This is a genomic window from Arthrobacter sp. NPDC093125 (assembly GCF_044754225.1).
Lineage (GTDB): Bacteria > Actinomycetota > Actinomycetes > Actinomycetales > Micrococcaceae > Arthrobacter.
Genome location: NZ_JBIVOQ010000018.1, coordinates 63,365 through 73,626 on the forward strand (window position 1 = coordinate 63,365; position 10,262 = coordinate 73,626).

Below are 10,262 nucleotides of genomic sequence, written 5' to 3' on the forward strand. Positions count from 1 at the left end.
GTGGTCCCTGGCAGTAAGGAGTTCCCGATGACGTCTCCGAATTCCGGCTTCCGCGGCATCCGCGCCGGTGTTACCTTCGGGGCCGGGCTCAAAAACCAGGGCGAAGATCCGCTCGCCGAGCGGCCGCCGCGGATCCGCGTCTCCTACTGGTGCAGCCAGGGGCATGAGACGCAGCCTGTTTTCATCAAGCTGCCCGAGGAGCAGATACCGCCGGAGTGGGACTGCCGCCGCTGCGGCAGGCCGGCGTCCCGGAATCCCGGAACCGTACCAGGCCAGCTGCCCCCGGAGGACGACCCTGAGGGCTACAAGAGCCACTTGGACTACGTTAAAGAAAGACGCTCCAGCCAGGACGCGGAAGATGTCCTGGCCGGAGCGCTGAAGAGGCTACGAGCCGGCAGGGGCCTTACGGACTAGCTGCTCCGGCACTCGCGACGCCGCATTCTCGTCAATCAGCCACAGGGTGCGTGAGCGCCCGGCGGGTCCGGACGCGGGAACCTGCACCGGGTTGGCGCCGGCGAGAGCCAGGCCAACGGCGCCTGCCTTGTCCTCGCCAGCCACCACCATCCATACCTCCGCCGCGGTGTTGATCGCAGGAAGCGTCAGCGAAATCCGCTCAGGCGGCGGCTTGGGGGAGTTGCGCACCCCCACCACCGTATTCTCCTTTTCCCGGATGCCGGCCTGCTCCGGAAACAGCGATGCGATGTGGGCATCCGGTCCCACGCCCAGCAGGACCACGTCAAAGCGCGGAAGCTTGCCGGGGTACTCCGGCCTGTTGTCCGACATGTCCGCGGCGTGTTCTGCCTCCGCTGCCTCGGCGAGCTGGCGGGCATAATCCTCAGCGGCCAGCTCCGGGCTATCGAACTCATCCGAGGAGCCCGGCTCGTGGACACGCTCAGGATCGACCGTGATGTGCTGCAGCAGTGCCTCATGGGCCTGGACGGTGTTGCGGTCCGGATCCTTGGCGCTGACAAAGCGCTCGTCACCCCACCAGAAATTCACCTTGGTCCAGTCCACCGCCGGAGCAGCGGGCGAATCCGCCACTGCCTTGAGGGTACCGATGCCCACGCTGCCGCCTGTAAGCACCACCGTCGCCTCTCCGAACCTGTCCTGGACATCGACGAGCTTGGTGATCAGGCGTGCAGCGATGGCAGCCATGAGGACGGAAGAGTCTGGATGGATGCTTACTCTGGGCTCAGCGCTCACTGGGACGGACACTCCTTAGATTGGTACGTGGCAGTCCAATAGTAATCACTTCACCGAAAACTTCGTCGGGGTCCAGGCGGCGGAGTTCTTCGGCGAGGCAGTCGCGCAGGCTGCGGCGTGGGAGGGAGATGCGTTGGGCGGGTTGGCCGGGTTGGGTGAGTTCGGCGACGGAGAGTCCCGGGCGGAAGAGCTGGACGTCCCCGCTGGCGCGGGTGAGACGGACCCTGCGGATGCCGGTCCCGGCGGGGTCCGCGACGATCGTGACGGGGGCGTCCAGGGACAGGGTGAGCCAGGCCGCGAGCAGGATGGTGGAGGGTGAGTCCGAGGCGCCTTCGACGGCGACGGCGGTGACCGGGGAGGGGTCCACCTGGTCCAGCACCGCGGCGAGCTGGATCCGCCAGTTGGTCAGGCGGGTCCAGGCGAGGTCGGTGTCGCCGGCTTTGTAGGTGTTGCGGATGTTCTCCAACGCGACCTGGGGTTCGGCCTCGTTCGCCGAATCGGTGATGCGGCGGTGCGCGATCCGCCCGATGGAGGTTTCGGACGCGTTCTTCGGCGCCCCGTGCGGCCACCAGGCCACGATCGGGGCGTCGGGCAGCAGCAGCGCCGCGACCAGGGACTCGCTTTCCTCGGCGAGTTCGCCGTAGCCGCGCAGCACGATCACTTCCGAGGCGCCGGCGTCCCCGCCGACCCGGATCTGCGCGTCGAGCCGGTTCGGAGCGGCCGAGCCGGCGTCGGCGAGCACGATGATCCGGCAGGGATGTTCCCGGCTGGCCTCGTTCGCGGCCTCGATCGCTTCCTCTTCCAGCCCGGACTTGGTGACCACCACCAGGGTCAGCACCCGGCCCAGCGCGATCACCCCGCCCTGCTCGCGCAGGGCCATGATCTTCTTGGAAACGAGAGAGGTGGTGGTGTTCGGCAAATCTACAATCATGGCCTTCTCCAGGTGCGTCCGTCACGGGCCAGCAACTCATCAGCGCTGGCCGGCCCCCAGGATCCCGGGGCGTAGGGTTCGGGCTGTTCGTTCAGGGCCGCCCAGTAGTCTTCGAAGGGGTCCAGGATCTTCCAGGACAGCTCCACTTCCTCGTGCCGCGGGAACAACGGCGGCTCCCCCAGCAGCACATCCAGGATCAGCCGCTCATACGCTTCCGGGGAGGACTCAGTGAAAGAATGCCCGTACCCGAAGTCCATGGTCACATCCCGGACCTCCATCTGCGTGCCGGGGACCTTGGACCCGAACCGGATCGTGGCGCCCTCATCGGGCTGGACCCGGATCACCACGGCGTTCTGGCCGAAGTCATCATCACTGTGGCCAGCGCCGCCGTGACTGCCGAAGAGCAGGTTCGGGGCGCGTTTGAACACCACCGCGATCTCCGTCACCCGCCGGCCCAGCCGCTTCCCGGCGCGCAGGTAGAACGGCACCCCGGACCAGCGCCGGGTGTTGATATCCACCCGGATCGCCGCGAACGTCTCCGTCGTCGAATCCGCCGGGATGCCCTCTTCCTCCAGGTACCCCAGCACCTGCTCCCCGCCCTGCCAGCCGCCGGCGAACTGTCCGCGGGCCGAGTGCGTGGACAGATCCTCCGGCAACCGCACCGCGGCGAGGACCTTTTCCTTCTCCGCCCGCAAATCATCGGCGTTGAACGAGATCGGCTCCTCCATCGCCGTCAGGGCCAGCAGCTGCAGCAGGTGGTTCTGGATCACGTCCCGCGCCGCGCCCACCCCGTCGTAATACCCCGCCCGGCCGCCGGTGCCGATGTCCTCGGCCATGGTGATCTGGACATGGTCCACGTAGTTCGCGTTCCACAACGGCTCGAACAGCTGGTTCGCGAACCGCAGCGCCAGGATGTTCTGCACCGTCTCCTTGCCCAGGTAATGATCGATCCGGAACACCGCATCGGCCGGGAACACCGACTCCACAATGTCGTTCAGCTGCCGCGCCGAGGCCAGGTCATGCCCGAACGGCTTCTCGATCACCACCCGGCGCCACTTCTCACCCTCGGCCTGCGCCAACCCATGCCTGGAGAGCTGCCGGCAGACCTGCTCAAAGGCCTTCGGCGGGATCGACAAATAGAACGCGTGGTTCCCGCGCGTGCCGCGGGTCTCGTCCAGTTCCTTGATCGTCTCCCCGAGCCGCTCAAACGCCGCGTCGTCGTCGAACTCCCCCTGCACGAACCGGATGCCCTCGGACAACTGGTTCCACACCGCCTCATCAAACGGCGTGCGCGCATACGAGATGACCGCGTCCTTGACCTCCGCGGCGAACTCCTCGTTATCCCAGCCCCGCCGGCCAAAACCCACCAACGCGAAACTCGGCGGCAACAACCCACGGTTGGCCAGGTCATACACCGCCGGCATCAGCTTCTTCCGCGCGAGGTCACCCGTGACCCCGAACAAAACAAGCGAGGACGGACCGGCAATACGATTCAAACGACGGTCCCGCGGATCCCGCAACGGATTCCCGCCCCGGAACGCAGACCTCTTCAAGGTATCTGGCATGGTTAATTCAGTGCCTTAACTATCAGCGCCGGAAGCCGCCTTCGCGGCAAGCGACGAAACGATCTCCTGGAGCTGGGCCACGCCCGCTGCCCGGTCGGTGAGGTGCAGCCGCAGCACGGGCCGGCCGTGTTCGGTCAGCACCTGTGCGTCGCCCGCAGCCTGCGCCGCGATCAGCTCGCCGAAGGTGAACGGCCGTTCCGGGATAGCCAGGTCCTGGCTGGAAGCCGCCGTGACCTGCAGGAACACGCCGATCGCGGGGCCGCCCTTGTGGAACTGCCCGGTGGAGTGCAGGAAGCGCGGGCCCCAGCCGAAGGTGACCGGGCGGCCGCTGACGGCGGCGAGCTCGTCGCGGACGCCTTCCAGGCGGTTGTAGGCCAGCCGGTCGAAGTATGCCTGCACGCTCAGGTAGCCGTTGGCATCAAGCTGCGAGAGGAGCGCTGAAACTGCCTCCGCTGCCGTACCGGCGTTCCCCAGCCATTCCCCGCCGCGCACCTCGATGGCGCCATCGGTGAAGGCTGCCGGTGTCGGTTCCGGCTGCGCATCCAGCAGGCCGCGGGCAGCCACCTTGGCGGCTTCCACGTCGGGCTGGTCGAACGGGTTGATGCCCAGGAGGCGCCCCGCCACGGCCGTGGCGAACTCCCACACCATCATCTGGGTGGCCAGTCCGCCGGCAATGGCGACTTCGTTTTCTCCGAGTTCGACGTCGGCATCCGCGCTTACCAGCCGCACCACCAGAACGTCTTCAGCGCCGGAGGTGACCTCCGGAGCATTCGGGCCGGCGACGACCGGCAGGACGCCGGTACCGAGCTTGCCGGTGGATTCCGCGATGAGCTGTTCTGCCCAGTCGGCGAAGCCCACGATGCCTGAACCGTCCTCGGCGATGACGATCTTGTCCCGCAGCGGGTTGGTGCCGCCCAGGGCCGTTCCCAGCGCCAGGCCGATGTTCTCCTGCCCGTCCTCGTTGAGGATTTCCGCGGCTTCCTCGGCTTCATCCAGGAAGGACTGGATGTCCACGCCGGCCAAGCCGGAGGGCACGAGTCCGAACGCGGTCAGCGCGGAGTAGCGCCCGCCCACGTTGGGATCGGCGTTGAAGACGGCGCGGTAGCCGGCCTCGCGGGACGCTTTGTCCAGCGGGGAGCCGGGATCGGTGACCACGATGATCCGGCTCTTGGCGTCGATGCCGGCTTCGGTGAAGGCACGCTCGAAGATCCGCCGCTGCGAATCCGTTTCCAGGGTCGAACCCGACTTGGACGAGACCACGATTGCAGTCTCGGCAAGGCGGTCCGCGAGGGCAGCACCGACCTGTTCGGGGTCGGTGCTGTCCAGCACGGTCAGCTCGACGCCGGCGGTTCCGGCGATCACTTCAGGAGCCAGCGAGGAGCCGCCCATGCCGCAGAGGACAATCCGGATGACGCCTTCGGCCTGCAGTGCGCCGCGGAGTTCCAGGATGCTGTCCACCAGGGGCTGCGAGACGGTGGCCGCCTCGACCCAGCCCAGCCGGATTGAGGACTCGGCCTCGGCATCGGGTCCCCAGAGGGTGTGGTCCTTTGCGAAGATCCTGGTGGCAACGCGGTCCTCCACCAAGGCGGGCAGGTGCTGCTCAAGGGCCTTCCGGGCGGCGCCGGTGGCGTCGTAGCTGAGTGTGTTCATGTGGACTAGGAAGCCTTCCGTGCAGAGGCGAGGGCGCCCTCGACGTCGGCCAGCAGTTCCTTCCAGCTGGCGACGAACTTGTCGAGGCCTTCGGATTCGAGGAGCGCGACGACGTCGTTGTAGGAGATCCCGAGGTTTTCCAGGGCGTTGAGCGTGGCGTTGGCTTCCTCGTAGGTGCCGGTCACGGTGTCGCCGGTGACCACGCCGTGGTCGAAGGTGGCGTCCAGGGTCTTTTCCGGCATGGTGTTCACCACACCGGGAGCGACGAGTTCGGTGACGTAGAGGGTGTCCGGGTACGCCGGGTCTTTCACGCCGGTCGAAGCCCACAGCGGGCGCTGCGGCAGGGCGCCGGCCTCGGCCAGGACGGCCCAGCGCTCGGTGGCGAACTGCTCTTCGTAGACCTGGTAGGCCAGGCGGGCGTTGGCCAGGCCGGCCTTGCCCTTGAGGGCCTTGGCTTCCTCGGTGCCGATGGCGTTGAGGCGCTTGTCGATCTCTGAGTCCACGCGGGAGACGAAGAACGAGGCCACGGAGTGGATCTTGGACAGGTCGTGGCCGTTGTCCTTGGCCTGCTCGAGCCCGGACTGGAAGGCGTTGATAACCGCGCGGTAGCGCTCGAGGGAGAAGATCAGGGTCACGTTGACGCTGATGCCCTCGGCGAGGGTGGCCGTGATGGCCTCGAGACCTTCAAGGGTCGCAGGGATCTTGATCAGGACGTTGTCCTTGTTGACCTTCTTGTACAGGTGCTTGGCCTCGGCGATCGTGCCGGCGGTGTCCCAGGCCAGGCGCGGGTCAACCTCGATGGAGACGCGGCCGTCAACACCCTTGGTCGCAGCGGCGACTGGGGCGAACAGGTCGCAGGCGTCGGCGACGTCGGTGGTGGTGATTTCGAAGATGGTGTCCTCGATGGACGCGCCGGCCGCGGCCTCCTTGGCAATGACGGCGTCGTAGTCGTGGCCGGTGGTGATCGCGGCGTGGAAGATGGAGGGGTTCGTGGTGACACCCACAACGTTCTTCTCTTCGATCAGCTTCTGCAGCGTGCCGGTCGTGAGGCGGCCACGGGAGAGGTCATCGAGCCAGATGGACACGCCGGCGTCGGAGAGCTGCTGGGTGGGGGTGGTAGTCATGTCAATTTCTCCTTGAAATTTTCGGTGCTGTCAGGACTGGAGTCCGGCGAGGGAATCCTTGGCGGCGGCGGTGACAGCTTCCGCGGTGATGCCGAATTCCTGGAAGAGGCGCTTGTAGTCGGCGGAGGCGCCGTAGTGCTCGAGGCTGATGGAGCGTCCGGCGTCGCCGACGAACTCCTTCCAGCCCAGGGCCAGGCCGGCTTCTACCGAGACGCGGGCCTTGACGGCTGCGGGCAGGACCGCCTCGCGGTAGGCGGCGTCCTGCTTGTTGAACCACTCGACGCACGGCATGGACACCACGCGGGTGGCGATGCCCTCGGCCTGCAGCGCTTCGCGGGCCTGGACGGCGAGCTGGACTTCGGAGCCGGTGCCGATCAGGATGACCTGCGGCTGGACGCTTTGGCCGTCCTTGGACGCCTCAGCCAGGACGTAACCGCCCTTTGCCACGCCGGCGGTCGAGCCGAAGGTGTCGCCGGTGGCGTCGCCGTGGCCGCGTTCCCAGGTGGGAATGTTCTGGCGGGTCAGAACGATGCCTGCCGGGTTCTCGTGGTTGGCGAGCATCGCCTTCCACGCTGCCGCGACCTCGTTGGCGTCACCGGGGCGGACGACGTCCAGGCCCACAATGGCGCGCAGGGAGGCCAGCTGCTCCACCGGCTGGTGGGTCGGGCCGTCCTCGCCGAGGCCGATCGAGTCGTGCGTCCAGACGTACAGCGACGGCACGCCCATGAGCGCGCCGAGGCGGATGGCGGGGCGCTGGTAGTCGCTGAAGATCAGGAACGTGCCGGAGAACGCCCGGGTCTTTCCGTGCAGTGAGATGCCGTTCACGATCGAGGCGGCGGCGTGCTCGCGGATGCCGAAGTGCAGCACCCGGCCGTAGGGGTTGCCGGACCAGGCGTCCGTCTGCTTGGAGGCAGGAACGAACGACGGCGAACCTTCGATCGTGGTGTTGTTCGACTCCGCGAGGTCCGCCGAGCCGCCCCACAGTTCCGGCATGACCGGGCCGATGGCGTTCAGGACCTTGCCGGAGGCGGCCCGGGTAGAAACGTCCTTGCCGGCGGGGAAGACGGGCAGGGCGCCGTCCAGTTCGGACGGCAGCTCGCGGGCCTCGACGCGCTCCAGCAGGGCAGCGGCCTCGGGGTTGGCGGACTGCCAGGCGGCGAAGGACTCTTCCCATGCCTTGCGTGCGTGGGCGCCGCGGTCAACAACGCCGCGGGCGTGGGCCAGCACTTCCTCGTCCACCTCGAAGGACTTCTCCGGGTCAAAGCCCAGGACTTCCTTGAGTGCTGCAACTTCTTCCGAACCCAGGGCCGAGCCGTGGATCTTGCCGGTGTTCTGCTTCTTCGGCGCGGGGTAGCCGATGATGGTGCGCAGCGAAACGATGGAGGGCTTGGACGTTTCGGCCTTGGCGGCCAGCAGCGCCGCGTGCAGTTCCTGGATGTCTTCCTTGTAGTCGCCGGTCTTGGTCCAGTCGACGCGCTGGGTGTGCCAACCGTAGGACTCGTAGCGCTTCAGGACATCCTCGGTGAAGGCGATGTCGGTGTCGTCCTCGATGGAGATGTGGTTCTCGTCGTAGATCACCACCAGGTTGCCCAGTTCCTGGTGGCCCGCGAGCGAGGAGGCCTCGGAGGTCACGCCTTCCTGCAGGTCGCCGTCGGACGCGATGACCCAGATGGTGTGGTCGAACGGGCTGGTGCCGGGGGCGGCGTCGGCGTCGAACAGGCCGCGCTGGCGGCGCTGGGAGTAGGCGAAGCCCACAGAGGAGGCCAGGCCCTGGCCGAGCGGGCCGGTGGTGATCTCCACGCCGGCGGTGTGCTTGTACTCAGGGTGGCCCGGGGTCAGCGAACCCCAGGTCCGCAGCGCCTGCAGGTCCTTCAGCTCCAGGCCGTAGCCGGAGAGGAAGAGCTGGATGTACAGGGTCAGGGACGTGTGGCCGGGGGACAGGATGAACCGGTCACGCCCGATCCAGTCCGGGTTCTGCGGATCGTGGCGCATCATCTTCTGAAAGAGAAGGTAGGCGGCCGGAGCCAGGCTCATCGCGGTGCCGGGGTGGCCGTTGCCCACCTTCTCCACGGCGTCGGCGGCCAGGACACGCACAGTGTCCACTGCACGCTGGTCCAGGTCAGTCCAGGACAGTTCTTGCTCTTCCAAATGTGGCACGAAAACCGGGCCCCTCTCTGTGCTGACGGCAGGCGGTACGGACATGTCGCGGGGAGGCACAGTCTGGTGCCCGCTGCGTCCTGTACTACCAGCCGTTCACCATTGAAACGTTGATCTTCATTCAGTCGCTCGACGGAGTGGGAACGCGGTTTCTCGCCTTATCCCACGGTGCGCTGATCTGCAGACAGCTTAGCTCTATTCCACACTCTGGGCGTCTGAAATCTCACCAAATGGACTCAATTTTTGTTTTGTGAATCACCTTTTTCCGCCCGCTGCGTTAATGTGATCGAAGTGGGCGCGGAGGAATCATTTTCCGTGAATTGCGTCGTGCGGCCGATGCCGCGGACCGGTGCGTGGCCGCGGTATGATATCGGGAGGCCACCGGCGTGCAGGCAGGGACCGCGCAGCGGACTTCCCCGCCCGATTAACCGCCGTTGAGGGATCATTCCGGACCCAGGATTCGGGCAGATCAGTCAGACCGCACCGCCAGACAGAACAGAGTGACTGCCAACGTGAGCACAACAGATACGCCGCTGACCTCATCCAGGGTCCACGGAAAAGCCGGACTAGCCCGCAAGGCGAAGGCCTACCTTGCTCTCACCAAACCCCGCGTCATTGAACTTCTGCTGGTCAGCACGCTCCCCACGATGATCTACGCGCAGCGCGGCTTCCCGTCGCTGGGCCTGATCCTGGCCACGCTGGTGGGCGGCGCGTTCGCTGCAGGCAGTGCGGGTGCCTTCAACTGCTACATCGACCGTGACATCGACAAGCTCATGCACCGCACCGAAAAGCGGCCGCTGGTCACCGGTGATGTCACTCCGCGGGAAGCCCTGGTCTTTGCCTGGCTGCTGGGCGCGGCGGCCATCGCCATCCTGTGGTTCGGCGCGAACCCGCTCTCTGCCTGGCTGGGCCTCGGCGCCATCCTGTTCTACGTGGTCATCTACACCATGATCCTCAAGCGCCGCACGGCGCAGAACATCGTCTGGGGCGGCGCCGCCGGCTGCTTCCCGGTCCTCATCGCCTGGTCGGCAGTCACCAACACTGTCGAGTGGCCCGCCGTCGTGCTGTTCATGGTGATCTTCCTGTGGACGCCGCCGCACTACTGGCCGCTGTCCATGCGGTACGGCGAGGACTACCGGAACGCCAAGGTGCCCATGCTCGGTGCCATCGCCGGCGCCAAGGTGGTGTCGGTGCAGGTGGTCCTGTACGCGTGGGCCATGGTGGCCTGTTCGCTGCTCATGGTGCCTGCCGGCGGTGCCGGCTGGGTGTACACCGTCACGGCAGTCGTGGCCGGCGCCTGGTTCCTGTACGAATCCCATGCGCTCTACAACCGGGCCCAGGGCGGCGACCTCTCCGACAAGGGCGCCATGAAGGTCTTCCACGGCTCCATCAGCTACCTGACGCTCCTGTTCATCGCCCTGGCCGTCGACCCGTTCGTCGGCTCAGCCATCATGGCCGCCTAGCCTAGCCACACAGGCCCCCAACCCTCCCTCTCACCTTCCTTCCGCAGGACTTTGGGGGACGCTCCCTCACCTTTTGAACTGCTCCCCGGAAGTTGGACTGGAATATTCAGTTCCGATTTGTGGGGAGCAGTTTTATGGGTGCGTCTAGTTCGTTGTGTGAGGTCCAGCG

The 10,262-nt window shown here is 66.5% G+C and carries 8 protein-coding genes; 2 read left to right on the plus strand and 6 right to left on the minus strand.

Annotated elements, in window-relative coordinates:
• Positions 1 to 27: 27 nt before the first annotated feature.
• A complete protein-coding gene (locus ACIP9X_RS20620) occupies positions 28 to 414 on the plus strand; it encodes an RNA polymerase-binding protein RbpA (protein WP_400481607.1) in 387 nt (128 codons plus the stop codon).
• Here the strand turns inward: ACIP9X_RS20620 and pgl are convergent.
• Genes pgl through tkt form a run of 6 tightly spaced genes read right to left on the minus strand, consistent with a single transcriptional unit; the run spans position 385 to position 8,621 of the window.
• Positions 385 to 1,203 (minus strand): 6-phosphogluconolactonase, encoded by an 819-nt coding sequence (gene pgl, locus ACIP9X_RS20625; protein WP_400481608.1) that lies wholly within the window; start codon positions 1,201 to 1,203, stop codon positions 385 to 387. The two genes, ACIP9X_RS20620 and pgl, sit on opposite strands and share 30 nt — an antisense overlap.
• Positions 1,193 to 2,134 carry a glucose-6-phosphate dehydrogenase assembly protein OpcA gene (locus ACIP9X_RS20630; RefSeq protein ID WP_400481609.1) on the minus strand — a complete coding sequence of 314 codons (942 nt, stop codon included), beginning with the start codon at positions 2,132 to 2,134 and terminating at the stop codon, positions 1,193 to 1,195. Before ACIP9X_RS20630 ends, pgl begins: the two co-directional genes overlap by 11 nt.
• On the minus strand, positions 2,131 to 3,699 hold the full coding sequence (gene zwf, locus ACIP9X_RS20635; RefSeq protein ID WP_400481610.1) for a glucose-6-phosphate dehydrogenase: 1,569 nt from the start codon (positions 3,697 to 3,699) through the stop codon (positions 2,131 to 2,133). Before zwf ends, ACIP9X_RS20630 begins: the two co-directional genes overlap by 4 nt.
• 15 nt (positions 3,700 to 3,714) lie before the next feature.
• Positions 3,715 to 5,349 carry a glucose-6-phosphate isomerase gene (locus ACIP9X_RS20640; RefSeq protein ID WP_400481611.1) on the minus strand — a complete coding sequence of 545 codons (1,635 nt, stop codon included), beginning with the start codon at positions 5,347 to 5,349 and terminating at the stop codon, positions 3,715 to 3,717.
• A 5-nt stretch (positions 5,350 to 5,354) separates the two neighbouring features.
• Positions 5,355 to 6,473, minus strand: a complete 1,119-nt coding sequence (tal, locus tag ACIP9X_RS20645) for a transaldolase (protein ID WP_400481612.1) — start codon at positions 6,471 to 6,473, stop codon at positions 5,355 to 5,357.
• A 30-nt stretch (positions 6,474 to 6,503) separates the two neighbouring features.
• Positions 6,504 to 8,621, minus strand: coding sequence for a transketolase (gene tkt, locus ACIP9X_RS20650; RefSeq protein WP_400481617.1), 2,118 nt, complete (start codon positions 8,619 to 8,621; stop codon positions 6,504 to 6,506).
• A gap of 509 nt (positions 8,622 to 9,130) precedes the next feature.
• On the opposite strand from tkt, the gene ACIP9X_RS20655 reads away from it, so the two are divergent.
• A complete protein-coding gene (locus tag ACIP9X_RS20655) occupies positions 9,131 to 10,093 on the plus strand; it encodes a heme o synthase (protein ID WP_400481613.1) in 963 nt (320 codons plus the stop codon).
• Positions 10,094 to 10,262: the final 169 nt, after the last annotated feature.

Bases quoted from the DNA above. Each gene is read 5' to 3' on its own strand.
- ACIP9X_RS20640 (WP_400481611.1), bottom strand. From the start codon at position 5,349: ATGAACACACTCAGCTACGACGCCACCGGCGCCGCCCGGAAGGCCCTT.
- ACIP9X_RS20630 (WP_400481609.1), bottom strand. From the start codon at position 2,134: ATGATTGTAGATTTGCCGAACACCACCACCTCTCTCGTTTCCAAGAAG.
- tal (WP_400481612.1), bottom strand. From the start codon at position 6,473: ATGACTACCACCCCCACCCAGCAGCTCTCCGACGCCGGCGTGTCCATC.
- ACIP9X_RS20620 (WP_400481607.1), top strand. From the start codon at position 28: ATGACGTCTCCGAATTCCGGCTTCCGCGGCATCCGCGCCGGTGTTACC.
- zwf (WP_400481610.1), bottom strand. From the start codon at position 3,699: ATGCCAGATACCTTGAAGAGGTCTGCGTTCCGGGGCGGGAATCCGTTG.